At 60.0% G+C, this 26,457-nt stretch carries 21 protein-coding genes and 5 pseudogenes; 17 read left to right on the forward strand and 9 right to left on the reverse strand.

What is annotated here, in order from left to right:
• Positions 1–108 precede the first annotated feature (108 nt).
• A complete protein-coding gene (locus R1A29_RS11680; RefSeq protein WP_438301560.1) occupies positions 109–342 on the forward strand; it encodes a hypothetical protein in 234 nt (77 codons plus the stop codon).
• A gap of 176 nt (positions 343–518) precedes the next feature.
• Here R1A29_RS11680 and R1A29_RS11685 read toward each other — a convergent pair.
• Positions 519–1,213: pseudogene (locus tag R1A29_RS11685) on the reverse strand (transposase).
• 318 nt (positions 1,214–1,531) lie between these two features.
• On the opposite strand from R1A29_RS11685, the gene R1A29_RS11690 reads away from it, so the two are divergent.
• Positions 1,532–1,969 (forward strand): ATP synthase beta subunit C-terminal domain-containing protein, encoded by a 438-nt coding sequence (locus R1A29_RS11690; protein WP_438301561.1) that lies wholly within the window; start codon positions 1,532–1,534, stop codon positions 1,967–1,969.
• Between the two features lie 85 nt (positions 1,970–2,054).
• On the opposite strand, the pseudogene R1A29_RS11695 reads toward R1A29_RS11690, so the two are convergent.
• Positions 2,055–2,439, reverse strand: a pseudogene (locus R1A29_RS11695) (DUF6124 family protein).
• 496 nt (positions 2,440–2,935) lie between these two features.
• Here R1A29_RS11695 and R1A29_RS11700 point away from each other — a divergent pair.
• Both R1A29_RS11700 and R1A29_RS11705 read left to right on the forward strand, forming a co-directional pair.
• Complete coding sequence (locus tag R1A29_RS11700) at positions 2,936–3,316, forward strand: RidA family protein (RefSeq protein WP_438301562.1); 381 nt, start codon at positions 2,936–2,938, stop codon at positions 3,314–3,316.
• A gap of 126 nt (positions 3,317–3,442) precedes the next feature.
• Complete coding sequence (locus R1A29_RS11705; protein WP_085708386.1) at positions 3,443–5,431, forward strand: peptidase U32 family protein; 1,989 nt, start codon at positions 3,443–3,445, stop codon at positions 5,429–5,431.
• A gap of 73 nt (positions 5,432–5,504) precedes the next feature.
• On the opposite strand, the gene R1A29_RS11710 is transcribed toward R1A29_RS11705, so the two are convergent.
• A complete protein-coding gene (locus tag R1A29_RS11710; RefSeq protein ID WP_085708385.1) occupies positions 5,505–6,815 on the reverse strand; it encodes an MFS transporter in 1,311 nt (436 codons plus the stop codon).
• 367 nt (positions 6,816–7,182) lie between these two features.
• On the opposite strand from R1A29_RS11710, the gene yddG reads away from it, so the two are divergent.
• Entirely contained in the window at positions 7,183–8,082 is a 900-nt protein-coding gene (yddG, locus tag R1A29_RS11715) for an aromatic amino acid DMT transporter YddG (protein WP_438301563.1), read from the forward strand.
• 27 nt (positions 8,083–8,109) lie between these two features.
• On the opposite strand, the gene R1A29_RS11720 is transcribed toward yddG, so the two are convergent.
• The 3 genes from R1A29_RS11720 to R1A29_RS11730 all read right to left on the reverse strand — a co-directional run bounded on the left by R1A29_RS11720 (position 8,110) and on the right by R1A29_RS11730 (position 11,872).
• Positions 8,110–9,345 (reverse strand): aromatic ring-hydroxylating oxygenase subunit alpha, encoded by a 1,236-nt coding sequence (locus R1A29_RS11720; RefSeq protein ID WP_438301564.1) that lies wholly within the window; start codon positions 9,343–9,345, stop codon positions 8,110–8,112.
• A 103-nt stretch (positions 9,346–9,448) separates the two neighbouring features.
• Entirely contained in the window at positions 9,449–10,789 is a 1,341-nt protein-coding gene (locus tag R1A29_RS11725) for an MmgE/PrpD family protein (RefSeq protein WP_438301565.1), read from the reverse strand.
• Between the two features lie 123 nt (positions 10,790–10,912).
• The gene (locus R1A29_RS11730; protein ID WP_114882519.1) at positions 10,913–11,872 is read right to left on the reverse strand and encodes a LysR family transcriptional regulator; all 960 of its coding nucleotides are present in this window, start codon (positions 11,870–11,872) and stop codon (positions 10,913–10,915) included.
• A gap of 366 nt (positions 11,873–12,238) precedes the next feature.
• Between R1A29_RS11730 and R1A29_RS11735 the strand changes: the two genes are divergently transcribed.
• From R1A29_RS11735 to R1A29_RS11770, 8 genes and pseudogenes are all read left to right on the forward strand, one after another.
• On the forward strand, positions 12,239–13,273 hold the full coding sequence (locus tag R1A29_RS11735; protein WP_432219458.1) for a quaternary amine ABC transporter ATP-binding protein: 1,035 nt from the start codon (positions 12,239–12,241) through the stop codon (positions 13,271–13,273).
• Positions 13,274–13,327: 54 nt separating this feature from the next.
• Entirely contained in the window at positions 13,328–14,281 is a 954-nt protein-coding gene (gene proW, locus R1A29_RS11740) for a glycine betaine/L-proline ABC transporter permease ProW (RefSeq protein WP_085708380.1), read from the forward strand.
• 42 nt (positions 14,282–14,323) lie between these two features.
• Positions 14,324–15,346, forward strand: a complete 1,023-nt coding sequence (proX, locus tag R1A29_RS11745) for a glycine betaine/L-proline ABC transporter substrate-binding protein ProX (RefSeq protein ID WP_438301566.1) — start codon at positions 14,324–14,326, stop codon at positions 15,344–15,346.
• A 165-nt stretch (positions 15,347–15,511) separates the two neighbouring features.
• The gene (locus R1A29_RS11750; protein ID WP_438301567.1) at positions 15,512–16,828 is read left to right on the forward strand and encodes an NAD(P)/FAD-dependent oxidoreductase; all 1,317 of its coding nucleotides are present in this window, start codon (positions 15,512–15,514) and stop codon (positions 16,826–16,828) included.
• A 63-nt stretch (positions 16,829–16,891) separates the two neighbouring features.
• Positions 16,892–18,220 (forward strand): MFS transporter, encoded by a 1,329-nt coding sequence (locus tag R1A29_RS11755; RefSeq protein ID WP_438301568.1) that lies wholly within the window; start codon positions 16,892–16,894, stop codon positions 18,218–18,220.
• Positions 18,221–18,286: 66 nt separating this feature from the next.
• Positions 18,287–19,189 (forward strand): dihydrodipicolinate synthase family protein, encoded by a 903-nt coding sequence (locus R1A29_RS11760; protein WP_438301569.1) that lies wholly within the window; start codon positions 18,287–18,289, stop codon positions 19,187–19,189.
• A gap of 1 nt (position 19,190) precedes the next feature.
• Positions 19,191–20,681: an aldehyde dehydrogenase gene (locus tag R1A29_RS11765; protein WP_438301570.1), complete on the forward strand. Its 1,491-nt coding sequence runs from the start codon at positions 19,191–19,193 to the stop codon at positions 20,679–20,681.
• Between the two features lie 127 nt (positions 20,682–20,808).
• A pseudogene (locus tag R1A29_RS11770) lies at positions 20,809–21,833 on the forward strand (GlxA family transcriptional regulator).
• A gap of 21 nt (positions 21,834–21,854) precedes the next feature.
• On the opposite strand, the gene R1A29_RS11775 reads toward R1A29_RS11770, so the two are convergent.
• Together R1A29_RS11775 and R1A29_RS11780 are read right to left on the reverse strand one after the other, a co-directional pair.
• Positions 21,855–22,916 carry an alpha/beta fold hydrolase gene (locus tag R1A29_RS11775; RefSeq protein ID WP_438301571.1) on the reverse strand — a complete coding sequence of 354 codons (1,062 nt, stop codon included), beginning with the start codon at positions 22,914–22,916 and terminating at the stop codon, positions 21,855–21,857.
• A 220-nt stretch (positions 22,917–23,136) separates the two neighbouring features.
• Entirely contained in the window at positions 23,137–23,331 is a 195-nt protein-coding gene (locus R1A29_RS11780) for a PLDc N-terminal domain-containing protein (protein ID WP_438301572.1), read from the reverse strand.
• Positions 23,332–23,491: 160 nt separating this feature from the next.
• Here R1A29_RS11780 and R1A29_RS11785 point away from each other — a divergent pair, with 160 nt between their 5' ends.
• The 4 genes and pseudogenes from R1A29_RS11785 to R1A29_RS11800 all read left to right on the forward strand — a co-directional run bounded on the left by R1A29_RS11785 (position 23,492) and on the right by R1A29_RS11800 (position 25,981).
• The gene (locus R1A29_RS11785) at positions 23,492–24,328 is read left to right on the forward strand and encodes an AraC family transcriptional regulator (protein WP_438301573.1); all 837 of its coding nucleotides are present in this window, start codon (positions 23,492–23,494) and stop codon (positions 24,326–24,328) included.
• A gap of 51 nt (positions 24,329–24,379) precedes the next feature.
• Positions 24,380–24,975: pseudogene (locus R1A29_RS11790) on the forward strand (LysE family translocator).
• 93 nt (positions 24,976–25,068) lie between these two features.
• Positions 25,069–25,764 carry a tRNA (adenine(22)-N(1))-methyltransferase gene (locus tag R1A29_RS11795; protein WP_438301574.1) on the forward strand — a complete coding sequence of 232 codons (696 nt, stop codon included), beginning with the start codon at positions 25,069–25,071 and terminating at the stop codon, positions 25,762–25,764.
• 52 nt (positions 25,765–25,816) lie between these two features.
• The gene (locus R1A29_RS11800) at positions 25,817–25,981 is read left to right on the forward strand and encodes a DUF2986 domain-containing protein (protein ID WP_438302032.1); all 165 of its coding nucleotides are present in this window, start codon (positions 25,817–25,819) and stop codon (positions 25,979–25,981) included.
• 86 nt (positions 25,982–26,067) lie between these two features.
• Here R1A29_RS11800 and crcB read toward each other — a convergent pair.
• Positions 26,068–26,328: pseudogene (gene crcB, locus R1A29_RS11805) on the reverse strand (fluoride efflux transporter CrcB); the annotation flags it as partial.
• Positions 26,329–26,457: the final 129 nt, after the last annotated feature.

Consider the following 26,457-nt stretch of genomic DNA (forward strand, 5'->3'; position numbering starts at 1 on the left):
TCTATCAGGTGTGTTTGTGGTTTTTTGTGTTGATACTTTACTTGTGGGTGCGCAGAAAATAAATCTGTCCCTTTTGATTTTTGATTGTATGGCGTGAGGAGAGTGATCATGGCGCGTGAAGAAGGAAAAAGATATTCAAAATGCATTTTTTCTGGTTATAAAAGCCAGCAAGAGCTTAAAGAATATTTATCGAGAAACTATCAGCAGGCGCCTGCGGAGATAGTAGAAGTTGAAGGTTCGAATGATTTTGTGGTTTATCTTGAGGATGAAAAAGGGGAGGAGTATACGGACGACAGAGCTTTGGGTATGCTCATAACGCCTGATGATTTAGGGCGGCGATAAATATTAATGGAACAAAAGTTGGTACATGTATTTAATTGTCGCCCTTTTGATGTTGGACTCAAAAGGGGGCAGATTTATTTAATTGTTCCATATTGATGTTAAGTACTTTTCTCTGGTGGCCCCCGCTCTCTGAATGAAGAAAGGGGACAGATTTATTTAATTGTCCCCTTTTGATGTTAAACAGTTTTTTCTGGCCTTCCGCGAGATCTGAGCTGAATGCGTCTTCCAGTGATTGTCTCGATTTCGTCGACGAATTTCATGTTGCCAGTCAGTTGACCCCGCTGAAGTGCGCCCCTTATGAGTTGCAATTCATTGGTGGGTGTCGCCATCTCAATAAACGATTTATAGCGTTCACGCCGTTTGACATCCGTAGGCCCTAACTCCAGAAAACAGGGATCTTTGTCCAACCATGTGGATTCAGAGAAATCGCTCAGGCGCAGGGCGAAACTCGACCAGTGATAGTCTTCTGCACGCGCCACCATGTGGGCTCGCACGGGGTTTAACTCGATGTAGCGACTGCAAGCCAGTAGATAAGTGTCGGATTGAACAACGCTGGATTTGTAGCGACTTTCCCACAGCGTCCCGGTCCTCCCCTCAACCTTGTTGCGATACCGCGTCATCCGCCCGGCGAGGGCTTTCATGAGTTGTCCAAGGTTGGACGTTGTTTCCCCAGGGCGAGAAGCAAGTGGACATGATTGGTCATCAGGCAGTAGGCAAAAACTTTTATACCTAATGCTTCCTTGAGCTCGCGCAGGTCAGAGAGGTAGCGCTCGAAATCCGCTGGTTCTGCGAAAACGACCTGCCTGTTGTGGCCGCGCTGCACGATATGGTGCGGGTAGTGGGGTAACACGATGCGTCCCGTTCTGGGCATGGGTCTTCCTACGTCCTTGTTTTGACGGATGAAGTTTAGAAGGTGGCGAGGCTGAGGCAGGTTGAATGTGTCAGAGAATGTATCTGCCGAGGCTAAGGGTATGAATTAAATAAGCCAATATACGCTGTCTCTTATAATTGCTAAGGGTTTTGGTTGTTCTGAATCAGTATTAAAAACTGTTATTTCTATCAGGTGTGTTCGTGGGTTTTTGTGTTGATACTTTGCTTGTGGGTGCGCAGAAAATAAATCTGTCCCCTTTGATTCTGTCCCCTTTGATTCTTTTTGATTTTTACATCGTATGGAGTGAGGAAAGTGATCATGGCGCGTAAAGAAGGAATAAGATATTCAAAATGCATTTTTTCTGGTTATAAAAGCCAGCAAGAGCTTGAAGAATATTTATCGAGAAACTATCCGCAGGAGCCTGCGGAGATAGTAAAAGCTAAAGGTTCGAATGATTTTACGGTTTATTTTGAAGATTCTAGCGGAGAGCCGTTTACCATCACGATAGGAGTTGAAAAAATTCTGCAAGACGGTAAAGCCCTTCAAGATATTATTTCAATATTAGGAATGGACGAGCTAAGTGCGGAGGATAAGTTGCAGATCCCAAGAGCCAGAAACACAATTAAACTTGCAGGTTATGTACTGCAAGAGGTAGAGGTGGCTGTTGACGCAGGCCCCACCAAAATAAATATTGACGACATTATAGAAAAAGTGCTTCGAGAAAATCCATTTAACCTAGAGCCGACTCTTTACTGATTTTTTGCATTCAAAAGGGGACAGATTTATTTATCGTCCCCTTTTGAAACTTTGTGATAGCGAATATAAATTTTTTCGCTACGGCTTATTCCGTCGGAACGACTTTATCCAACACCCGATTCACCGCCAGTTCCGCCAACATCACGACTTGCGCAATACCCTGAGCGGTCTTGCGATGAGGACCCTGGAGCAGGTCGGCGAAGTTGTGGAGCATGACGTTGGCCGAACCGAGGGTTTTCGACGGCGTCGACCAGCAGGGATTCGTTGTTGCTGGCCGGGTTGGTCTGGTAGAGGCGGTTGGGGGTGTAGGGCGCGGCCATCATGTGGGCTGTCATCGGGCCGAGGTGGTAGTCGAGGGCGCGGTTGGCGGCTTCGTTGAATTTCTTGGAGTCAGGGCATTCGTAGGGGGAAGTCGGGTCGGTGATGCTGGCCGGTTCGGTGACCGGAGGGTTTGGAGTCGGTTTGATCATTTTCAGGTTCCGAAATGATGCTGAAACCGCTTCTCTGCTAAAAGAAGGGAGGCAGCTGGACGCAGGTTAGCAGACCGGGGAACCTAAGGAAGCCGGCGCGCCGAAGCGCCCTGCGTACAGCCGCCATCAAATGCAGGCATGGAACCTGATTGATAGTGCGCGTACGACCTTAGGTTGACCACGGGCTGCTAAACCCGATCACTGCGAATCAGTGACCCGATCCAAGTTACCGGCCGACCCCAAGGCGCACAAGCCGGCGGATTCTGGCGTAGCCGTAGGCTCTGGCGCAAGGATTTGTGGGCAATTGCGCGTAACTCCAGGTGTCTCTAAACACACGGATCGAAACATGTTTATCGGCCCACAACACACACTGAAACATCCGTCAGAAACCACCCCGGAAACCGCCATGGCTTCAAACCCGCCGCCGTGTCTGTAAACTGGCCGCCCGAAACGGCGCGCGATGGCGCCGTCCTCACTGCCAGCGAAGGACTTTCCCATGGCCAACCAAGACATCACCTACACCCCGGATCCGGATGCAGACTCGATCTCTTCGGACGTCACCGAATTCAACGGCATCCTGATGTCGACCCAGATTCCGACCCGCGCCGACGGCAGCCTGGAACTGGGCGACGTCACTGCGCAAAGCGAATGCACGTTGCAGGCGCTGAAAGTCGCGCTGGAAAAGGCTGGCAGTTCGATGGACCGGGTGCTGCACCTGACCATTTACCTGACCGACATGGCCGAACGCGCTGCGTTCAACGAGGTGTACAAGCGCTTCTTCGCCAAGCCATGGCCGGTGCGTGCGGCGGTTGGCGTGGCGGCGCTGGCGGTTGAAGGGATGAAGGTGGAAGTGACTGCGATGGCCGCCAAGGCCTGAGTTTGCGGTTCGGTATGGCAGTTCTGCCCTGAGCAGGGCTGCCACCCGGCAGCACAGGCGTGCCGGCCACGCGTTTCGCGGCTACAATGCGCGCCTCGACCGTGACAGCCTGACTAAAAACTATATATGTCCTTGCCCAAACATCACCTGGAACTGCTCAGCCCCGCCCGTGACGTGGCCATCGCCCGCGAGGCCATCCTGCATGGCGCCGACGCGGTGTACATCGGCGGCCCGAGCTTCGGTGCGCGCCACAACGCGTGCAACGAGGTGAGCGAAATCGCCGAACTGGTGGAATTTGCCCGTCGCTATCACGCGCGCATCTTCACCACCATCAACACCATCCTGCACGACAACGAACTGGAGCCGGCGCGCAAGCTGATCCATCAGTTGTACGACGCCGGCGTCGATGCGCTGATCGTCCAGGACCTGGGCGTGATGGAGCTGGACATTCCACCCATCGAGCTGCACGCCAGCACCCAGACCGACATCCGCACCCTTGAGCGGGCGAAGTTCCTCGATCAGGCCGGTTTCTCGCAACTGGTTCTGGCCCGTGAACTGAACCTCAAGGAAATCCGCGCGATCGCCGATGAAACCGATGCCGCCATCGAGTTCTTCATTCACGGCGCGTTGTGCGTGGCGTTCTCCGGTCAGTGCAACATTTCCCACGCGCAGACCGGGCGCAGCGCCAACCGTGGCGACTGCTCCCAGGCCTGCCGTCTGCCGTACACCCTGAAAGACGAAAAGGGTGGCGTGATCGCCTACGAAAAACACCTGCTGTCGATGAAGGACAACAACCAGAGCGCCAACATCCGCGCGCTGGTCGAGGCCGGTGTGCGTTCGTTCAAGATCGAAGGTCGCTACAAGGACATGGGCTATGTGAAGAACATCACCGCCTATTACCGCCAGCGCCTCGACGACGTGCTCAACGACCGTCCGGACCTGGCCCGCGCTTCCAGCGGCCGCACCGCGCATTTCTTCATGCCGGACCCGGAAAAGACCTTTCACCGTGGCAGCACCGACTACTTCGTCAGCGAGCGCAAGATCGACATCGGTGCGTTCGATTCGCCGACCTTCACCGGTCTGGCGGTGGGCACCGTCGAGAAAGTCGGCAAGCGTGACATGCAGGTCATCACCCACGAGCCGCTGTCCAACGGCGACGGCCTCAACGTGCTGGTCAAGCGCGAAGTGGTGGGTTTCCGCGCCAACATCGCCGAAGCCAAGGGCGAGTTCGAGGAAGAAGGCGAGAAGCGCTACCGCTACCGCGTCGAACCGAACGAAATGCCGGAAGGCCTGTACAAGCTGCGCCCGAACCACCCGCTGAACCGCAACCTCGACCACAACTGGCAGCAGGCCTTGCTCAAGACCTCCGCCGAGCGTCGTATCGGCGTGAGCTGGCTGGCGAAGCTGCGTGAAGAGCGTCTGGAACTGACCGTGACCAGCGAAGAGGGCATCAGCGCCAGCGTTGCGCTGGACGGCCCGTTCGGCGTCGCCAACAAACCGGAACAGGCGCTGGACACCTTGCACGATCTGCTCGGTCAGCTCGGCACCACCGAGTACCACGCGACCTCGATCAAACTCGATGCGCCACAAGCGTTCTTCATCCCGAACTCGCAGCTCAAGTCGTTGCGCCGTGAAGTGATCGAAGCGCTGACCGCCGCCCGTGTTGCCGCCCACCCGCGCGGTTCGCGCAAGGCCGAGACTACGCCACCGCCGGTATACCCGGAGGCGCATCTGTCGTTCCTGGCCAACGTCTACAACCAGAAGGCCCGCGACTTCTACCACCGTCACGGCGTGAAGCTGATCGACGCGGCGTACGAGGCCCACGAAGAGGCGGGCGAAGTGCCGGTGATGATCACCAAGCACTGCCTGCGGTTCTCCTTCAACCTGTGCCCGAAACAGGCCAAAGGCGTGACCGGCGTGAAGACCAAAGTCGCGCCGATGCAACTGATCCACGGCGATGAAGTGCTGACCCTGAAGTTCGACTGCAAACCGTGCGAAATGCACGTGATCGGCAAGATGAAGGGCCACATCCTGAACCTGCCGCAGCCGGGCAGTGTGGTGGGGCATATCAGCCCTGAAGACCTGATGAAGACCATTCCTCGGGCGCCGCACTGATTCAGAGGCTGCTGTGCGATAAATAAAAAAACCGGTGACGAAAGTCACCGGTTTTTTATTGCCCGCCAGAAACTCAACTGGCTTCGTAGCGCGATGCCGTTGGCGGCGCCGCTTCGCCGCTCAACGCATCGACCATCGGCGGGTGCTCCTGTGCTGCCTGACGCAGATCTTCGGTCACTCGCAGCTCGGCGCCGGTCGGCGAGAACGTCGCTGCCGCCGCAAACGGCGCCGGGTTGGCCGGCACCGGACGCTTGCCGCGACGCCAGAAGAAGAACGTCACCATGGCCAGGTTGACCAGGGCGAAGGCCCAGAACAGGCCGGTTTCGCCGTGGGCGTTCATCGCCGGGGAGATCAGCAGCGGGCTCATCGCCGAGCCCAGCGAGTTGATCAGCAACATGCCCTGAATCATTGGCACCAGGGTTTCGACCGGCGCACGGTCGGCAGCGTGGCTGACCGCCACCGGGTACAGCGCGAACACGCCGCCGCCCAGCAGAAACAGCATCGCCGCGAGCATGGCCGAGGACAGCGGCACCAGCACGATCACCAGTGACAGCACGGTGCACGCGGCGCACAGCACGGTCAGCACTTGCAGGCGATCCTTGCGGTCGGACCAGCGCCCGACCGGGTATTGCAGCAGCATCGCGCCGAGGACCGTCCAGGCCATCATGCTGCCGACTTCGCCGACGTTAAGGCCGATGCGTTGCAGGTACAGCGGCAGCAGGGTGTAGATCGCGGCGATGGTCACGCCGGAACCGAAGCAGCCGACCAGTCCGGTGGGCGATACGCCCAGCAAGGCCCGTGGCTTGAGTGGTTCGACCTGTTCCAGCAACGGCGAAACACGCGGCAGGATCACGATCGGCAGCACCGACAGGGTCGCGAGCATGCCGGCGACCATGAACGGCGCGGTGTCGCCCAGCCCGGTGATTTTCCCCAAAAACGCCTGACCCAGCACCCCGGCGCCGTAGAGAACGATCATGTACAGCGCCAGCAGACGCCCGCGAATCTTCGCGTCACCGGCCAGCAGCAGCCAGCTCTCGATCACCAGAAACACGCCGACCGTGGCCCAGCCGTTGATCAGGCGCAGCACGACCCAGCCCCAGGTGTCATAAAACAGCCCTTGCAGCAGGATGGTCGCGGCGATCAGCGAGGCGAAGCTGCTGTAGGCGCGGATGTGGCCGATGCGCAGGATCAGCCGGTCGTTGAAGATCGCGCCCAGGGTCAGGCCGATGAAATAGGCCGAGGACACGATGCCGATCATCGTCGCCGATTCGCCGGCCGCGCCCAGGCGCAGGGTGGTCAAAGAAGACAGAAAGCCGTTGCCCAGAGCAACAATGAACAGCCCGAGCAGGGGCGCCAGCGCCATGGCCAGCAAACGCGGTGTCATAAAAACCTCAAGTGATCGAACAGCGGAACGTGCGCCTCTGCGCATGCGAGTGCCAAGCCGAAGTGTGTTGAAGACAAGCGACCGCCGAACGGGCAGGACGATTGAGCCAGGCTGACTTCGTGAAAGTCGCCGGCTGTTCAAACCTGAGGGTTGTCATGGCTGCGGGCAGGCGCCGGTCGGGCGACTGCAAGAGGAGGCGCGATTTTAAGCCTTGTGCGGCGTTTGCCAAGGTGCGGGGCCTGCGACGTTGGGACGCAGGCCGAATCGATAACCCCAGCGCATTCATTGCCCGGATGAAAAGTTGCTGTATCGATCCGGTTTCCCTCGTTAGCCTGTGCGGTCGAATCGCGATATTGATCCAGAGGCAATGATGCAGATAAGAGGCGAGCGTGCCGCCACGGCGTGCGGGCTGTTGGCGATTGTGTTGTGGAGCACCGCCGCCGGGTTGATCAGGGGCGTCAGTGAACATTTCGGCCCGCTCGGCGGCGCGGCGATGATTTACACCCTGGGGGCGATCCTGCTGGTGATGTTTCTCGGGCGGCCGCGCCTTCGCTCCACGTCAACACTCTATCTCCTGCTCGGCAGTGCATTGTTCGTTGCCTATGAGGTGTGCCTGTCCCTGGCGCTGGGGTTTGCCAGTGACCGGCAACAGTCCATCGAACTGGGCGTGGTCAATTACCTGTGGCCGTGCCTGACCGTGGTGCTGGCGATCTTCATGAACGGGCAGAAGACCCGCTGGTTCATCGTTCCCGGCAGTGCACTCGCGCTGTTCGGCATCCTCTGGGTGGTCAGCGGTCAGGGTCTGTCGTTGCCGGGGATCATCGCCAACGTCAATTCCAACCCGCTGAGTTACAGCCTTGCGCTGGCCTGCGCGATTACGTTTGCGCTGTATTGCAACGTCACGCGCCGCTACGCCAACGGGCAGAGTCTGGTGGTGCTGTTTTTCGTGCTGACGGCCATTGTGCTGTGGGTGAAGTGGGGCTTCAGCAATGAGCATATTTCCACCTTCACCCTGGGCAACTCCCTGGAACTGATCGCCACCGGCATCGCCATGGCCGGTGGTTATGCGCTGTGGAACATCGGCATCCTGCGCGGCAATCTGACCTTGCTGGCCACCGCGTCCTACGGCGCGCCGGTACTGTCGTCGGCGTTCGCCGCGCTGTGGCTGGGCGTCAGTTTGCAGATGCAGTTCTGGCAGGGTGCGGTGCTGGTGACCGTGGGTTCGTTGATCTGCTGGCAGGCGACGCGGCAACGTCAGATCTCCTGAAAAACCCGCCGTTGCCGCGAATGCCAATCAGCCTACGGACTTCAACGGAATCGGCCCCTTGAGCCGGTCCATCATCGTGGCGCAGTACCAGTCATCGAACTGGCAGACGCCGGTTTCCGCCGTTTCCGAGTACGGCCCCGGTTCATAGGACGGGGACGTCACGCCACGCTGGGTGCCTTCGACCAGTGTGCGGTCCTGATCGTTGGTGGCGATCCAGACTTTGGTCAGGCGTTCGAGGTCGTAATCCACGCCTTCCACCGCGGTGTCGGGCACCAGCCATTTGGTGGTGACCATGGTTTGCGTGGCGCTGATCGGCAGCACCCGGAAGCTCAGCGCATGGTCGCCGAGGAAGTGGTTCCAGGTGGACGGGTAATGGAAGTAGAGCAGGGCGCCGATGTCCGGTTCAGCGGTTTTGTCCAGACGCCCGTTCACCGCAGGCTTGCCGTCCATGGTGTAGCTGACGGCCCCGGACGACAGCGGAATGCGGGTCATGCGGTACTGGCCGTTGATGTCCATCACCAGGCGACTTGGCAGACCGGCTTTCTCGCAGGTGTTCCAGTAGGCCGTGAGGTGCGGATCATCCTCGCCGCCGGCGCCGCCCACGGACGGGTTGTCGACGTAGGATTTCAGCAGTTCGGGGTGGGAACCGTCGCAGTGGTAGCACTCGCGGTTGTTTTCGAACACCAGTTTCCAGTTGCCTTGCTCGATGATGGTCGACTCGAACGCCACTTTGCAGTGGTCCAGATAATGCGGGGCAATAAACGGGCTGACAGCCTTGCGAAAGCCTTCGAAGTCCGGTGCCCTGGTGGCGACGCAGACATAGATGTAGCTGTGCACAATCTCGCAATGCACGGACTTGAGGTTGTATTGGGTCTTGTCGAAATCCTGGCCCATGTTGCCGGCGAACAGCAGGTTGCCGTCCAGCTCGTAGGTCCACTTGTGATAGGGGCAGACCATCTTCGCGACCTTGCCGTGCTCGTGTTCGCAGATCTTGGCGCCGCGATGGCGGCAGGCGTTGTGAAACGCCCGGACTTCGCCATCCTTGCCGCGCACCACGGCGACCGGGTAATCGCCGATCTGCAGGGTGAAGTACTGGCCGGGTTTGGAAATTTCGAAGGTGTGCCCGGCGAAAATCCAGTCCTTGTGCCAGATCTGTTCAAGGTCCTGGCGATAGACGTTTTCATCCTGGTAGAGGGCGCCCGGCAACGAGTGCCAGGGTTTGCGCTGGGCGATCAGGTCAACCACGGTGTCTTTATTGTTCATTGTTATCCTCGTCATGCGCGTAGGGCCGGAACGGATTCCAGCCTATCTGTGCCAGGAAAGCCGTCACAAACGACATTTCCTGCGGGCAATCGATGCGTTGCGGTTATGGGTGAATCCGTTCGAAGATCGGCTCAAGCGTGGTGATGGCCGACGCAGACTGGTCCAGATTGTGAATCGCCTGTTTCACCGCGAGGCTGCGTTCATGGCCGAGGTTTGAGGCGAACAGGTCGAATTTCTGCTCCAGTTCTTCGCGGCTCAGGGCCGTTTCGGGATCGCCCCGTGCGGCGGTGATCGGGCTGACGAGCACGTTGCCGTTTTTCAGGGTGACGGAAACCCGCGAGAGGATTTCATTGGGGAACCGCGCGGAAATATCGGCCGCCTCGACGATCTCGATGCGTGCGCTCAAGGCGCGAATGTCGGCGGCGTGGATGGATTCTCCGGTGACTTCGTCCGGCCCGAGTTTGCCCCTGACGATCAGCGCTGCCAGCGGAAAAGCCAGGGCGTATTGCGCCTGATCGGCATCCGCCGGGGTGTGACCTTGCAGGCACATCGATTCGTAGAAAGTCTCGACGCGGATGGTCTCGATCCCGTCAGCGTTGAGCGCAGGATGATCCTGTTGCAGCTGCAGCATCGCGGTCAGCGCCGGTTGCGCCCAGCGGCACACCGGCCAGGGTTTGAAATACTGGCTGTCGATTTCCCAGCGCTGACCAAGGTCGAGCCAGTGCTCGGCGACCGAAGCATCCTCGACGGTTTCCGCCGGCGCGCCGGTCACGCCTTCCTTGGCCAGCAGCAGCGCATTCAACCCGACGAAGGCGCCGCTGCCGTGGGCGTCACGCAACATGGTCGGAAACGCGATCAGGCGCATCATCGGGCATCGGGCGCTGAAGTACTCGGCAATGCCCAAGGCATGGCGGAACGTCGGCTCGTCAAAACCCAGCAAACGGGCGCCGGCGCAGACCACGCCAATCGCCGAAAAGCCGCCGGACGCGTGGTAAGTCGAGGAGGTCGCCATCAGGGCCGTTCCGGCGCGCAGTCCGGTTTCGTAGCCAATGCACAACGCGGTCAACAGCTCATGCCCGCTGACGTTTTTGCCTTGGTGATGCAGGGCATCAGCGAGGGCGAGCAGGGCCGGCACCACGGTCGCGCCGGCGTGCCCCTTGGATCGGAAATGACCTTCGTGGGCATCGAGGCTGTCGGCGGAAAAACCGCCGGCCCAACCCGCGCCCAGCAGGTTCACGCGCTGACCGTCGAACAACAGACGGCTGCCATACTCGCCGGCGGGGTAGTGGGCAACGGCGAAACGGCGCAGCGCCACACTGGTGTCGTTGGACGCGGCACCGGCCATGACGCCGACGATATCCAGCAGGCTGTTCTGCAGGATCTCCCGGGTCTTGGCCGGGGCCTGGAGGAAATCAAAGTCGCGGCAGAATTCGTAGAGTGACATTCAACAATTCCTTCCTGTGAGGGGAACCGGCCAGATCCCGGCCGGCGCCGCTCCACAATGAGTCAGGAAGGTTGTGCGGCTCCAACGACATTTTCGTCGGGCAATTGATAACCAAATCGATGGCTAACGACGGGGAAACTTCGACAGGATCCACTCGCGAAACCGCCGCAGCGCGTCTTCGTTGTCGGCGTTCTCGCGGCAGCTCAGGTAGTGCCAGCTGTTGCGCAGTTGCACTTCCTGTTCGATCGGGCGCACCAGCAAACCGCGCTGCAGCAGCGGCGCAACCAGGTGATTCCAGCCCAGCGCGATGCCCTGATGGGTCAGCACCATGCTGATCAGCAGGTTGTAGTCGTTGGCATTGAAAATCTGCGGACTGGTTGCCGGGCGGTCGTCAATGTCGATGGACTGAAACGCCAGCCACACGCCCCAGTCGACGTGCTCGGCGACTTGCGAGCGACCATAGGGGCTGAGGTTGAGCAGGGCCGAATCACGCACGCCCTCAATAGTGGCGATTTCCGGGTGCTGCTCCAGATACTGCGGCGTGCACACCGGGTAGATCAGGTCATGGCACAGCGGGTAGCTGCGATAGCCTTCGCGGATGCGCGAAATCTTGGTGATGAACACGTCGGGCTGCACGCCCGGTTCCATGGTCAGGAAGTTCTGGGTGGTGATCAGGTTCAGCTCGATGCCTTCGCTCTGGGCGAAGAACTCCGGCAGGTGATTCGACAGCCACAGCGCCGAGAACGCCGGGGAGCAGCAGATGGTCAGCACCTTCTTGACCGACTGACTGCTGCGGATGCGCTCGGCGGCCTGGGCGATGTTCACGAACGACAGCTGCGCGGCATCGAAAAACAGCGCACCCGCCGAGGTGAGCTCGACGGCGCGCCCGACGCGGGTGAACAACTGCGCGCCCAGGTAGCTTTCCAGTTCGCGGATCTGCCGGCTGATCGCGGCCTGGGAAACGCACAATGCTTCGGCGGCACGGGTAAAGCTCTGGTACTTGGCGGCGGCGACAAATGCCTTTACGGCCCTTAAGGACGGCATCTTCAGCAAGATGGTGTCTGGGTCGACATGCTTGGTCATTTGTACGGCCTCCTCACGAAACGGCTCCCGGGCGAAGCGCGACGAGGGTAGCCCAAGCCTGCGCGCAGGGATACGCCAACGTCGCTGCAAGGATAGTCGCGGTCGCTGGCAGGCGATGCCGGCTGCCAGCGGCGGATGCCGGCGTGATCGATAACCCGACGTTATCAACATGCCCCTGTAAATGTCGTTGGATTAAGCAGGGGGATGCTAATAAATTTGAAACGTCCCTCGTTCCTGGGGTCCCAAAAATAATAAAAGGAAACCCGTCGTGACGACTTATAACTATTACCGCTGCCGCTCTAAAACCGTTTCGCTCGATTGCATATTGTTTGAATTCGAATATGCACAACGCGATGGAGGCAAGGTATGAATCGCTCCGACGAAATAATCTGCGTCAAGAATGTTTATAAAGTCTTCGGCACTCAGCCAGCACTGGCCATGAAGTTGATCGAAGAGGGCGCCTCGAAAGCCGAAGTTTTCAAAAAGACCGGCCAGGCCATCGGCGTATTCGATGCCAACTTCTCGGTCAAGCGCGGCGAGATCTTTGTCATCATGGGGTTGTCCGGCTCGGGCAAATCGACCATGGTCCGACTGTTCAATCGCCTGATCGAGCCGACCTCCGGCAGCATCTTTCTCAATGGCCGGGAAATCACCGGCCTGGGCGACAAGGACCTGTTGCAGGTGCGCCGCAAAGACATGGGCATGGTCTTCCAGTCGTTTGCCCTGATGCCGCACATGAGCGTCATCGACAACGTCAGCTTCGGCCTGGAAATCAGCGGAGTCGGCGAAAAGGAACGCTACTGCCGGGCCATGGGCGCCCTCGAGCAGGTCGGGCTTTCCGGGCAGGAAATGTGCTTCCCTCACCAGCTCTCCGGCGGCATGCAACAGCGGGTCGGTCTGGCCCGGGCGCTGGCCAACGACCCGGCCATCCTGCTGATGGACGAAGCGTTCTCCGCCCTCGATCCGATGATCCGCAGCGAGATGCAGGGCGAGCTGATCAAGCTTCAGGCCGAGCAGGATCGCACCATCATTTTCATCTCCCACGACATTGAAGAAGCCGTGCGCATCGGCCATCGCATCGCGATCATGGAGGGCGGGCGGGTGGTGCAGATCGGTACGCCCCGTGAGCTGCTGTGCAACCCGGTCAACCAGTATGTCCGGGATTTCTTCAACGGTTTCGACACCAGCCGCATATTGCGCGCCGGCGATATCGCACAAGCCGATTCGGGGATTGTTTATGAACCGGGTCGTCAAACTCCGATAAAGGCTGACGCTTCCTTGCGCGAGATTTTTCATCTTGTTGCGGCATCTTCAACACCAATGCCGGTAGTTGATGAAGTTGGACTTTATAAAGGGTCGATCTCGCAAGGGCATCTATTAAGTTGCCTGGGCAATAGCTGAGATCCTGATTTAAAAAAAGAATGGTCACGCAGTCCGCAAGTGCGAGGTAGTGTCATGTCCGACTTTAACTTTCTGGATCCCTTCCAGAGTTTGAATATTCCGCTGGGGTCGTGGGTTGAAACCGCCCTCAAATACCTGGTGCATAACTTCCGGGATGTCTTCCGCTCGATTCGCTGGCCGGTCGATCAGGTACTCGACGGCGTCCAGTGGGGGCTGCTTTCGCTGCCGCCAACGGTGTTCATCATCATTGCCGGGCTGATCAGCTGGCAGATCGGCGGCAAACGCATCGCGATCTTCAGTGTGGCGACCCTGACCGGGCTCGGGCTGATCGGCGTGTGGAACGACGCGATGGTCACCCTGGCGCTGGTGCTGACCTCGCTGTTGTTCTGCGCGGTGATCGGCATTCCGCTGGGCATCCTCTGTGCCCGCAGCGACCGCACGGAAATGATCATCCGCCCGGTGCTGGACGCCATGCAGACCCTGCCGGCGTTCGTGTACCTGGTGCCGGTGGTGATGCTGTTCGGCATCGGCAACGTGCCCGGCGTGATCGTCACGATCATCTTCTCTGTCGCACCGCTGGTACGCCTGACCAACCTCGGCATCCGTCAGGTGCCGGCGGACAAGGTTGAGGCAGCGCGGGCTTTTGGCTGCACACCGATGCAGATGCTGATGAAGGTTCAACTGCCGCTGGCCGCGCCGACCATGATGGCCGGCTTGAACCAGACCTTGATGTTGTCGCTGTCGATGGTGGTGGTCGCCTCGATGATTTCGGTCGGCGGGCTGGGGCTGATGGTGCTCAGCGGCATCGGTCGCCTCGACATGGGCCTGGCCAGTGTCGGCGGAGCAGGGCTGGTGTTGCTGGCGGTGTTCCTCGATCGCCTGACCCAGGCCATGGGTGAACGCAGCAGCGATCTGGCCACCGGACAGCGCTGGTATGAGAGCGGGCCGGTCGGCCTGGTCATGAAGTTGAAGAAAAAGAAGAACGTTGCTCGTGCGGTCATTAACTGAACCTTTCTGCTCACCGATTAAAACTCCAACGCGTGGTGAAACATGAAACTGGCAAATCTCAAGAAAAGCGTCATGGCGAGTCTGGTTGCTTCCTTGCTGGGCACGGTCCTGTGTTCGGCAGCCTTTGCGGCTGATGCCAATAAGCCCGGTGCCGGTGTGTCGATCACGCCGATTTTCCCGACCATCGCTGAAGAGCGCTTTCGCGGTGAAGTGGTGATCGCCGGGCTCAAGGAGCTGGGCTACGACGTCAAACAGCCGAAGGAAACCGACTACCCGGCGATGTTCCTCGCGCTGTCCTACGGCGACGCGGACTTTACCGTGCATGAGTGGGAGCACCTGCACGAAGCCTTTTACGAGAAGGCCGGAGGCGATGACGTGATGGTCAAGGTCGGGCAGATCATGAAAGGCGTGCTGCAGGGTTACCTGATCGACAAGAAAACCGCAGATGCCTATCACATCAAGGATCTGTCGGACCTGAAGAAACCGGAAATCGCCAAGCTGTTCGACAGCAACGGCGACGGCAAGGCCGATCTGACCGGTTGCAACCCGGGCTGGGGCTGCGAAGTGATGGTCGAACACCACATGAAGGCTTACGGCCTGGAACCGACCGTCGTCGACAATCGCGGCTCGTACTTCGCCTTGATGGCCGACACCATTGCCCGCTACCAGCAAGGCAAACCGGTGCTGTTCTTCACCTGGGTGCCGCAGTGGATTTCCAGCGTGCTGGTCGAAGGGCGCGACGTGGTCTGGCTGCCGGTGCCGTACACCGACCTGCCTGACGGCAAGGAAAGCAAGGACACCTTCTATGAAGGCAAAAACCTCGGCTTCCCGGTGGATACGATCAATGCCGTCATGAACAAGGAATTCGCCGAGAAGAACCCGGTGGCCCGCAAGTTCCTCTCCGAAGTCAGCATCAGCACCGCCGACGAAAGTGCGCAGAACCTGAAGATGCAGAACGGCGAGAAGTCCCTGGCCGACATCAAGCGCCACGCTGCCGAATGGATCAAGGCCCACCAGCAAAGTTACGACGGCTGGCTGAGCGATGCGCGGGCGGCGGCCAAGTAAGCGGGTTTTTCGTTAGTTCGAGTGGCGGTTATCCCGTGGCGTAAAGCCGTCATTCAAACGCATTCATTTACGCAACTTTGATGGCTGTTTTCATTCAACGCGATTCCGCGCGTTCGCTTCGTGTCGGCTTCGATTTGTCATTTCAACAATAAACGGTTCAACACTATGAAAGTCAGTTCGCTGCCCGCCGATGATGACAGCTGTGGCTGGTTCCACCTGAGCCGGCCACGCAGCCCCGAGCCTGGCCATCGCGGCCACAGCTCGGCGCGTTGGGTGGTCGTCGGCGCCGGTTTCACCGGGCTGGCGGCGGCACGCCAGCTCGCGCTGAACTTCCCCGACGATGAAGTGGTGCTGATCGAAGCGCAGGAAGTGGGGTTGGGGCCGTCCGGTCGCAATGCCGGTTTCGCGATCGATCTGCCCCACGACATCGGGGCCGAGGACTATATCGGTGATATCGACCTGGCCAGGATCAGTCTGAAGCTGAACCTGGAGGGCCAGTCGATCCTGCGCAATCTGGTCGATCAGTTCGGTATCGATTGCCAGATGAAAGCCTGCGGCAAGTATCAGGCCGCCGTGGAAGAACGCGGCATCGCGGTGCTGGAGGCTTATCGTCGGGGTCTCGACAAGCTCGGTCAGCCGTATCAGATGATCGAGGCCGAAGAACTGCCCGAGCATCTGGGCACCCGTTTCTACCGCAAGGCGTTGTTCACTCCCGGCGCGGTACTGGTTCAGCCGTCGGCGCTGGTGAAAGGCCTGGCGGACAGTTTGCCGGCCAACGTCACCCTGTACGAACGCACGCCGATTCTGGAAGTGGAATACGGCGCCAAAACCTTGCTCAAGCACGCTCACGGCAGCATCACCGCCGACAAACTGATCCTCGCCAACAACTCGTTCGGCATGCGCTTCGGTTTTCTGCAGGGCCGCATGTTGCCGATCTACACCTACGCCAGCATCACCCGCCCGCTGACCGACGAAGAGCAGGCGCGTCTGGGTGGCAAACCGTTCTGGGGCGCGATTCCCGCCGATCCGTTCGGCACCACGGTGCGACGCACCCCCGACAACCGTTTGCTGATCCGCAACAGCTTCAGCTTCAACCCCGATGGCCGCAGCAACAGCAAATACAACGAGCGCTTCGTGCACCGGCACCGCGCCTCGTTCGATCAGCGTTTCCCGATGCTGCCGGGGGTGCAATTCGAATACACCTGGGGCGGGGCGCTGGCCATGTCGAGGAACCACAACGGCTTCTTCGGCGAACTGGCGCCGAACGTGTACGGCGCGCTGGGCTGCAATGGCCTGGGCGTCACCCGTGGCACGGTCACCGGCAAGTTGCTGGCCGATTGGCTGGCCGGGCAGCGCGACGGCTTGATCGATTTCCTGTTGCAGGCCCCGGGGCCGACGGGCAACCCGCCCGAACCGTTTCTGTCGCTGGGCGTGAACATGAACCTGAAGTGGGGGCAATACCGCGCCGGCCGCGAAAGTTGAACGCTCATGGCACGCCCTGCGCGATGAGCTGAAGTAACGATGCACTGAATACAAGGACAAGAAATGAACAACGTTGCTGTATCAATCGAGGACGTACCGCTCAATGGCTTTCATCGTCTGCTGACGATCCGTTCGGCCGGTGGTTCCTTTGTCGACGGGTATGTTCTGAGCATCATCGGTGTGGCGCTGGTGCACATGTCCAGGTCTCTGGCGCTGGACGATTTCTGGGAAGGCATGATTGCCGCCTCGGCGCTGATCGGCATTTTCTTCGGCGGTTTTCTTGGCGGCTGGCTGACTGATGTATTGGGGCGCAAGCGTCTGCTGTTTGTCGGGCCGACCCTGTTCATCGTGGCGTCGCTGGCGCAGCTGTGGGTCGATTCGGCGGTGGCGCTGTTTGTGCTGCGGCTGCTGCTGGGAGTGGCGGTCGGCATCGAGTACCCGGTGGCGACCTCGCTGCTGGTCGAGTTCATGCCACGCAAATATCGCGGCCCGCGTCTGGCGACGCTGACGATCATGTGGTTCGCCGGGGCGGCGATGGCCTATGTGGTCGGCGAGCTGATGTTCAAGCTGTGGGGCTCCGATGCCTGGCGGCTGGTGCTGGCCAGCGCGGCGGTCATCGGCGCGATGCTGTTTCTGGTGCGCATCGGCACACCCGAATCGCCGCGTTGGCTGTTGAGCAAGGGCCGCGCGGCCGAAGCCGAGGCGATCATCAAACAGGTCTACGGCAACGACTTCTCCCTGGCCAATCTTCCCGAGCACCGGGTGGGCGAGAAGCTGACGATCCTTAACCTGCTGCACTCCGGTTACGGCAAGCGGATGCTGTTTGTCGTGGTGTTCTGGACCTGTTCGGTAGTGCCGCTGTTTGCCGTGTATGCCTTTGCGCCGAAGGTGCTGGCCGCGCTGAATCTGCAGGGCGACTGGTCATCCCTGGGCTCGGTGGCGATTACCTTGTTCTTTGTCATCGGCTGCGTGATTTCGACCCGGATCATCAACCGCGTCGGCCGACGCAATCTGCTGATCTACAGCTTTCTCTGCTCCGGCCTTGCGCTGCTCGGGCTGGCCGTCGGACACGCCGGGCCCAATGCGCTGGTGCTCGCGTTCTTTGCCGTTTACGCCTTGTTCATCGGCGGCGCCCAGGTACTGACGCTGGTGTACCCCAATGAACTGTTCCCCACGGAAATCCGCGCCTTCGCCGTCGGCGTCGGCACGTCACTGTCGCGCATCGGCGCTGCGGCGGGGACTTATCTGGTGCCGGTTTCCCTGAGCACGCTGGGCATCGCCCAGACCATGTACATCGCGGCGGCCGTCACGTTGGTCGGCCTTGTGCTGTCGTGGGTGCTCGCACCGGAAACCCGCTCGCTCAACCTGCAACAGGCAGCCTCGCTGAATTGAACCTTGCCCGGGCCGTAGCGGCGTCGGGCCAACGAATCGAACACTGCAACCACTGGAGAAAACCCTATGAACTTTGACGGCATCTTTACCCCCGCCATTACGCCTTTGTCCGCCGATGGCCAGATCGATTATTCGGCCTTCGCCGAAGTGCTCGAGTATCTGATCGAGTCGCGGGTTCACGGCATCGTCATCGGTGGTTCGACCGGCGAGTACTACGCCCACACCACCGCCGAGCGGCTGAAAGTGACCGAACGCGCCAGGGAAGTGATCAACGGCCGCATTCCGCTGGTGATCGGCACGGGCGGGATCCGCACCGAAGATGCGGTGGCCTTCGCCGAGCACGCCAAGTCGATCGAGGCCGACGCGATTCTGGTGGGCTCGCCGCCGTATGCCTTGCCGACGCAAAAGGAAATCGCCGCCCACGTGCTGGCCGTGGACAAGGCCGCCGGCCTGCCGATCATGCTTTACAACTACCCGGCGCGGATGGGCGTAGCGATGGGCCCTGAGTTCTTCGAGGCGATTGCCGGTTGCAAGAACATCGTCGCGATCAAGGAAAGCTCCGGCGACACCGCCCAGTTGCATCGTCTGGCGCATTCGCATCCTTCGATTCAGCTGTCCTGCGGCTGGGACGACATGGCCCTGGAGTTCTTCGCCTGGGGCGCGCGCAGCTGGGTCTGTGCCGGTTCGAACTTCATTCCGGCCGAGCACATCGCGCTGTACGAAGCCTGCGTTCTGGAGAAGAACTTCGACAAGGGCCGACGGATCATGTCGGCGCTGTTGCCGCTGATGGATGTGCTGGAGAGCGGCAAGTTCGTTCAGTCGATCAAACACGGCAGCGAACTGGTCGGTCTGCGTGCCGGCGGCGTGCGCAAGCCAATGCAGCCGCTGGAAGCGTCCGAGAAGGAAGTGCTGGAAAGCGTGATCAAAACCCTGAAGCAGAATGTGGCGCGCATCGTCGCGGAGGTTTGAAATGGCCGATCTTCTGAGTCAAGCGCAATACCGCGAACTGGCGGCGAAGCTTGAGTTTCGCAATCAGGCGTTCATCAACGGCGAGTTTCGCAGCGCGCTGTCCGGCAAGACGTTCACCACGACCAACCCGGCCACTGAAGCGGTGTTGACCGAGATTACCGCCTGCGGTGCCCAGGACGTGGACGTTGCCGTCGCCGCCGCCAAGGCTGCGTTCGAGGACGGGCGCTGGCAAGGGCTGGCGCCATCGGCGCGCAAATCGGTGTTGCTGCGATTCGCCCAATTGCTGGACGACCACTCCCATGAACTGGCGGTGTTGGAAAGCCTGGACAGCGGCAAACCGATCCGTGAATGCCAGAACATCGACGTGCCCGAAACGATTCATACCCTGCGCTGGCACGCCGAACTGATCGACAAGATCTACGACTCGACCGCACCGACCGGTAACGGCGCGGTGACCATGGTCGTGCGCGAACCGATTGGGGTGGTCGGCCTGGTGTTGCCGTGGAATTTCCCGCTGCTGATGCTTGCGTGGAAGATCGGTCCGTCGCTGGCCGCTGGTTGCTCCATCGTGGTCAAACCGGCCAAGGAAACCACCCTGAGCACCCTGCGCGTGGCCGAACTGGCGCATCAGGCCGGGATTCCCTCCGGCGTGTTCAACGTGGTGCCCGGCGGCGGCAAGGAAGCGGGCGAACCGCTGGGCCGTCACCCGGACGTCGCCATGGTCAGCTTCACCGGGTCCACCGACACCGGGCGGTTGTTCCTCAAGTACTCCAGTGAGTCCAACCTGAAACGCATCGTGCTGGAATGCGGCGGCAAGAACCCGGCGGTGGTGATGAACGATGTCGAAGACGTTGATCTGGTCGCCCAACACGTGGTCAACGGCGCGTTCTGGAACATGGGCGAAAACTGCTCGGCTTCGTCGCGGCTGATCGTGCACACAGACATCAAGGACCAATTGCTCCAGCGCGTGCAGGTGCATCTGGCCGACTGGAAAATGGGCGATCCGCTGGACCCGGAAAACCGTCTGGGCTCGATGATCAGCAAGGCGCATTTCGAGAAGGTCCGTTCATACCTCGACCATGCCCGGGAGGAAAACCTGTCGATGCTGGCGGGGGGCAACACGGCCGACAACATTTTCGTCGAGCCGACCATCGTCGATGGCGTCCGCCGTGACAGTCGTCTGTTCCAGGAAGAAATCTTCGGCCCGGTGCTGAGCGTGACCACGTTCACCTCCGTCGACGAAGCGATCAGCCTGGCCAACGACACGGCTTATGGCCTGGCAGCCTCGGCCTACACCGGCAGCCTGCGCCATGCGCTGAAACTCTCGCGGGGTATTCGCGCCGGTATCGTCACCGTGAACTGCTTCGGCGAGGGCGATGCGTCGACGCCTTTTGGCGGTTACAAGGAGTCGGGTTTTGGCGGGCGCGACAAGTCGATCTGGGCCCATGACCAGTACACCGAGCTGAAAACAATCTGGATCGACGCGTCCTGATTCATCGCGGTTTTTCGCAGGTCTTTTTCGCCCCGATCGGCACGTTTGTACCGGTTGGGGCGAATTGCATTCATTCCCGAGTATTTTGCCGCCCCGGCGGTTAGCATGGCGGCATAACAAGTAACTGATGGACCGCATCTTGATCGAACGACGTCAATTCAGCGGTGGCATGAAGGGCAAGAACCTTCGCTACCTGAACGAGCCTTCCTCCGGGGCGGGGCGCCTGACCCGTACCGGGTTCGTGCTGCTGGAGCATTTTTCCCTGCCGGCCTTCACCCAGGCGCTGGACACCCTTGTCACTGCCAATCTGCTGCGCCCCGGTCTGTTTTCCACCCGCACTTTTGGCCTGAGCGACGGCGAAGTGATCAGCGATCTGGGGCTGGTGATCCGCCCGGATTCACGGCTTGACGCGAGTGTGTTGCAGGAACTGGATCTGCTGGTGATCTGCGGCGGTTACCGTACGGAATTGAAGGCCAGCGACGAGTTCATCGGCCTGCTGAAAATGGCTGCCGAGGCTGGCGTGTTGCTCGCCGGGTTGTGGAATGGTTCGTGGTTTCTGGGGCGGGCAGGGGTGCTGGAAGGCTATCGCTGTGCAATTCACCCGGAGCATCGACCGGCGCTGGCGGAAATCTCCAAAGCGACCCAGGTCAGCAGCGAGCCCTATGTGATTGACCGCGACCGGTTGACGGCGTCGAGTCCGTCCGGGGCGTTTCACATGGCGCTGGACTGGATCAAGAGCCTGCACGACAAGGCGCTGGTCGAGGGCATCGAAGACATTCTGGCGTTCGAGGAGTCGCGCTACCGGCGGATCAAGCCCACCGAGAACATCAGCGTCAGTGCGCCGTTGCGCGAAGTGGTGAAGCTGATGGACGCCAACCTCGAAGAACCGCTGGAGCTGGAACAACTGGCGGTGTACGCCGGGCGTTCCCGGCGTCAGCTGGAGCGGCTGTTCAAGGAACAACTGGGCACCACGCCGCAGCGTTATTACATGGAACTGCGCATCACCGAGGCCCGGCGTCTGCTGCAGCACACCGAGCTGTCCCAGGTGGACGTGCTGGTGGCTTGCGGGTTCGTCTCGCCGAGCCACTTCAGCAAGTGCTACAGCGCCTATTTCGGTTATCGGCCGTCAAGGAAAAACGGCTCGTCAAATGACGAGCCGTTCGGCGTACTGCTTCAGAGGTGATCGGCGTCGATGATCGCCTTGGCGAAGGTCTGCGGACTTTCCTGTGGCAGGTTGTGACCGATGCCGCCGTTGATCAGACGGAACTCGTACTTGCCGGTGAAGCGTTTGGCGTAATCCTCGGGCGCCGGGTGTGGCGCGCCGTTGGCATCGCCTTCCAGGGTGATGGTCGGCACGCTGATTGATGGCGCGGTGGCGAGTTTCTGCTCCAGCGCTTCGTACTGGCTTTCACCCTGCACCAGGCCCAGACGCCAGCGGTAGTTGAACACGGTGATGGCGACGTGATCGGGGTTCTCCAGGGCCTTTGCGCTGCGGTCGAACGTGGCGTCGTCCAGCGCCCATTTCGGTGAGGCGGTTTGCCAGATCAGCTTGGCGAAGTCGTGGGTGTTCTTGGCGTAACCGGCGGCACCGCGGTCGGTGGCGAAGTAGAACTGATACCACCATTGCAGCTCGGCCTTGGGCGGCAGCGGATTCTTGCCGGCGGCCTGATTGCCGATCAGGTAACCGCTGACCGACACCAGGGCTTTGACGCGCTCAGGCCACAGCGCCGAGACGATGTCCGCCGAGCGCGCGCCCCAGTCGTAGCCGCCGAGTACGGCTTTTTTGATTTTCAGCGCATCCATGAAATCGATCACGTCGCTGGCGAGTGCCGCAGGCTGGCCGTTGCGCACAGTCTTGTCGGACTGGAAATGCGTGTCGCCATAACCCCGGGCGTACGGCATCAGCACGCGATAACCCTTGGCCGCCAGAATCGGTGCGACTTCGTCGTAACTGTGAATGTCGTACGGCCAGCCGTGCAGCAGAATCACCACCGGACCATCGGCCGGGCCGGTTTCGGCGTAGGCCACGTCCAGCACGCCGGCTTTCACATGTTTCAGTGCGCCGAAGGGCAGGTCGGCCTTCACGCTGGCGGCTACGGTCTTGACCGGCTCCGGTGCCGCCGATTGCGCGTTGGCGAACGCGCCGAATTGCATCAGGGCGGTGGCGAGAATCGACAGGCCCAGCAGGCGACGACGGGTGTTGCCGGTGGCGGAGGTGTGCAGTGCGTGCTTCATGGTCAGGCTCCTTTGCAATCGACGGGGATGGGGTTCTGGGTGAACCCTTCTGAACTGGAGCCCAGTAAAGCCTGCCGGTGTATCCGTGCTGTTTCGGTTTTGCTCCCAAGTTAAGGGCGTGTGTATCAGCAGGCATTGCGTACACAGTGCGATACAAATCCGCCGACCATGAAAAAGCCCCGAATGATCGGGGCCTGGTTGTTTTGCGCTTTTGGCAGATTCAGGCCTGGGTAATGTGTTTCGGTCCGGCCAGGGCCCAGGCGATCAGTCCCACTAACGGTACAAACACGATCAGTACGATCCAGACGCCCTTGTTGCTCGATTTTCCTTCGCTCTTGCGTACCCGGTTGATTGCCCAGAGTTCGACGAGCAAAAGAATGATGGCCAGTACGATCCACGTGGTTTCGATTTGCATGAGCTACCTCCTGATGGTCATTCGGTTAGGCGGGCGGTGAAACCGTGGGTTCATTAAATTTGTATCCCGCCTGCGTCGGGCAACCTGCACAAATCTTCTAAACGCTTCGACGTGAAGCGCGGTAAGTTAGGCATCGAACCCAATTCTCCGGAGCCTTTGCGTGGACAAACGCAACTGGATCGACCTGTCTCAGGATGCCGACACCGGCATCGAGTCGATCCGTGCCCATTTCCAGGGCCATGCCTACGATCCGCACTGGCATGACAGTTTTCTGGTGGGCGTCACCGAGCAAGGGGTTCAGCAGTTCGATTGCCGGCGGGTGCGGCATTTCAGTACGCCGGGCAAGATCTTCATGCTGGAGCCGGGGGAGATCCACGACGGGCATGCGCCCACCGAGGAAGGCTTTACCTATTCCATGCTCTATCTCGATCCGCACTGGCTGGAGCGCGAGTTGCTGGCGCTGTTCGAGCAGGCGCCGGACAACAGTCAGCTCGGATTCGCCGACACCCTGAGCCAGGACCCGCGACTGGCCACCTCCATCAATCAAGCCTTTCAGGCCCTGCATCACGGTGACCTGCGTATCGTCCGGCAGAGCGCGGTCGACCACTTGCTGAGGGCTTTGACGTCCCACCTCGACTGGCGCAAGCGTCAGGCGTTCGATCCACGTTTGCCGCGCGTGGCGCAGGTGGCGCGGGACTACCTGCATGCCCATGCCTTCGAAGACATCGGGCTGGATGATCTGGCCCGGGCCTGCGGGGTTGACCGCTTTCGGCTGACCCGGGCCTTCAAGTCGGCCTTCGGGCTGGCGCCCCATGGTTACTTGATCCAGTTGCGACTGGCTCGGGCCCGGCAAATGCTGGCACGAGGCGAAACGCCTGCCGACGTCGCCAGTGCGCTGGGGTTTGCCGATCAAAGCCACCTCGGCCGCTGGTTTCGCCGCGCCTATCACCTGACGCCAGCGGATTACCGCAAGCGTTGCTCAAACCTTCCAGACTGAACCGCGCACAACCGCGACCATGGACTCCTGTTCTGATCCGGAGTCCATGCCATGGAATCGTTGTTGCCTTTTCTGCTGTTTTCCTTCGTCGCCTCGATCACCCCGGGGCCGACCAATATTCTGGTGATGAGCCACAGTTCGCGGCGCGGCATGCTCGCCACGTTGCCGATCATCTTCGGCGCCTGCGTGTCGGCGGCCCTGGTGGTGCTGGTGGTCGGGCTCGGCGTGGGTGAAACGCTGCTGCGTTACCCCGTGTGCAGCAGGCAATGGCCTGGGCCGGGGTGCTGTGGCTGAGCTGGCTGGCGTGGCAGATCTTCCGCAGCACGCCGCCATCCCTTGACCCGGCAACGGCGGGGGAAGAGGGAATTGGTGTTTATGGCGCCGCCGGCCTGCAACTGATCAATCCCAAGGTGTGGATGATGGCGGTGGCGGTGGTGAGCGTGTTTGGCGGGAGCGGTGACGAGAGTACGCGGATGGCGCTGTTGGCCTTTGTGTTTCTGCTGGTCTGCCTGCCGTGCATGACGGCGTGGGCGGTGCTGGGGGTGGGCAGTGCGCGGTTCTTTGGCTCGCCACGGGCATTCAGGCGCATGAATGCCGGGCTGGCGTTTTTGTTGTTGCTGTCGGCGTGGTTGACGGTGTTGGTGTGATCGTCGCGCTTGGTCATTTAAATTTGAAATACACGACGTTGCCCTCCAGAATCGCGCCCCGATCCCGGTTGCCCAAGTTGAAAGAGGTTGCGGTTGAACGAACAGACATTGTCCATGCGCCTGGAGCGTGTCGCTGCGCACGTACCCGCCGGTGCGCGCCTGGCCGATATCGGCTCGGATCACGGCTACCTGCCGGTGGCTTTGATGCGTCGCGGCGCGATCACGACGGCGGTGGCGGGGGAGATGGCGTTGACGCCGTTTCGTGCGGCCCAGCGCACTGTGCGTGAGAACTACCTGGGTGAGCAGATTACCGTGCGCCTTGCCAATGGCCTGATGGCCATCGAGCCAAAAGACGGGATCAATGCAATTACGATGTGCGGCATGGGCGGCGAGACCATTCGCGACATTCTCGAAGCCGGCAAGGCACGTTTGAGCGGCCACGAACGCCTGATCCTGCAACCCAACGGCGGCGAGCAACCGCTGCGCCAATGGTTGATGGACAACGACTACCGAATCCTCTGCGAAGAAGTCCTGCGGGAAAACCGCTTCGATTACGAAATCATCGTCGCCGAGCGTGGCGTTCCGGTGACCTATACCGCCGAAGAACTGTACTTCGGCCCGTTGCAATTGCAGGCGCGCAGCCCGGCGTTTGTCAGCAAGTGGCAGCACCGGTTGCGGCACAAGCAACAGACCCTGAACCACTTCGGGCGGGCGCGGCATGCGGTGCCCGAAGAGAAGGTACAGGACCTGACCCGGCAGGTGCGGTGGATCACCGAAGTGCTCGCTTGAACCCGACTCAGGGCTGATATCATTCAACAACTTTCAAGCAGGGCAAGACACCATGAATCGCCAAAAGAAACTGCAACAACTCTTCAAGGGAAAATCCAGAAAGGCCAACGCCAAACTGGCGCCGAAAAGCAACAAGCCCAAGTACATCAGCAAGGCTGACCGCTTGAAGATGGAAGCTGAAGCCAGCCAGGAGCCGAGCCTTTCCACTGAAGAGTGATGTGCTTTCTTTAAAGGGGACAGATTTATTTTCCATTTAAAGGGGACAGATTTATTTTCAGAAAATAAATCTGTCCCCTTTAAAGCAAGTGCCCAGAGCAACCGTCCTTCCTGAATCAGGGCAACGGTTTCGGCCGAGAATGTAGAAAAAGTCGTCAGGCCACCGCAGAAGCCCGTGATGATCAGCAGCCGCCACTCGGGGCTCAGGGAAGGGGAAGCAGCAAGGAATGCGATGGCCAGGCCGATGATGTAGCCGCCGACCATGTTGGCGACCACTGTGCCCGGAGGAATTGCGGGGAACAGCGCATTGAGTTTCATGCCCAGAAGCCAGCACAACCAGGCGCCCAAAGCACAAAAGGTGACAGATCTATTTTCAGAAAATAAATCTGTCCCCTTTTGTGGTCACCTTTTGTGTTTGTCCCCTTTTGTGTTGTTTGGGGGAAAATAAATCTGTCCCCATTTGGGGGTGGGGGGATG

Origin of the sequence: Pseudomonas sp. NMS19W, from assembly GCF_051554255.1 — a bacterium.
GTDB lineage: Bacteria > Pseudomonadota > Gammaproteobacteria > Pseudomonadales > Pseudomonadaceae > Aquipseudomonas > Aquipseudomonas kribbensis.